Annotated in this window: 1 protein-coding gene and 1 pseudogene; both read left to right on the forward strand. The window is 65.6% G+C overall.

The window, feature by feature from the left end; all coding sequences use genetic code 11:
* On the forward strand, positions 1-720 hold a 720-nt coding region (locus INR38_RS28550; protein WP_242699237.1), incomplete at its 5' end, for an electron transfer flavoprotein subunit beta/FixA family protein.
* Between the two features lie 13 nt (positions 721-733).
* Positions 734-1,275: pseudogene (locus tag INR38_RS28555) on the forward strand (electron transfer flavoprotein subunit alpha/FixB family protein); the annotation flags it as partial.

The following is a 1,275-nucleotide window of genomic DNA, read 5'->3' on the forward strand; positions in this document are numbered from 1 at the left end:
GTGGACTACAACGTGAAGGTCCGCGTGAAGTCGGACGGCACGGGCGTGGACATCGCCAACGTCAAGATGAGCATGAACCCCTTTGACGAAATCGCCGTCGAAGAAGCCGTTCGCCTCAAGGAAAAGGGCGTGGTCACCGAAGTCATCGCCGTCTCCTGCGGCGTGGCCCAGTGCCAGGAAACCCTGCGCACGGCCATGGCCATCGGTGCCGACCGCGGCATCCTGGTGGAGACCACCGAGGAGCTGCAGCCCCTGGCCGTCGCCAAGTTGCTCAAGGCCCTGGTCGACAAGGAACAACCCGGCCTGATCATCCTGGGCAAGCAGGCCATCGACGACGATGCCAACCAGACCGGCCAGATGCTGGCGGCCCTGGCCGACCTGCCGCAAGCCACCTTCGCCTCCAAGGTCGAGGTCGCTGGCGACAAGGTGAATGTCACGCGTGAAGTGGACGGCGGCCTGGAAACCCTGGCCCTGAGCCTGCCGGCCGTCATCACCACCGACCTGCGCCTGAACGAGCCGCGCTACGTCACGCTGCCCAACATCATGAAGGCCAAGAAAAAGCAGCTGGACACGGTCAAGCCTGAAGAGCTGGGCGTCGATGTCGCCCCGCGCCTGAAGACGCTCAAGGTGGCCGAGCCCGCCAAGCGCGGCGCTGGCGTGAAGGTGCCCGATGTGGCGACCCTGGTCAGCAAGCTCAAGAACGAAGCCAAAGTGATCTAAGGAAGACAGCGACATGACATCCCTCGTTATTGCAGAACACGACAACGCTTCCATCAAGAGCGCCACGCTCAACACCGTCACTGCGGCCCTGGCCTGCGGCGGCGACGTGCATGTGCTGGTGGCGGGCGAGAATGCCGGCGCCGCTGCGCAGGCTGCGGCCCAGATCGCTGGCGTGTCCAAGGTCATCCACGCCGATGGCGCCAGCCTGAAGGACGGCCTGGCCGAGAACATCGCAGCGCAAGTGCTGGCGATTGCTTCGAACTACAGCCACATCCTGTTCCCCGCCACCGCCAGCGGCAAGAACGCCGCGCCGCGCGTGGCCGCCAAGCTGGACGTGGCCCAGATCAGCGACATCACCAAGGTGGACAGCGCCGACACCTTCGAGCGCCCCATCTACGCCGGCAACGCCATTGCCACGGTGCAAAGCAGCGACAAGATCAAGGTCATCACCGTGCGCGGCACGGGCTTTGACGCAGCGGCCACCACGGGCGGCAGCGCCCAGGTGGAGCAGCTGGCCGCCGCTGGCGACAACGGCAAGAGCAGCTTCGTGGGCCG

It is taken from the genome of Delftia sp. SD018 (assembly GCF_017355445.1).
GTDB lineage: Bacteria > Pseudomonadota > Gammaproteobacteria > Burkholderiales > Burkholderiaceae_C > Comamonas > Comamonas acidovorans.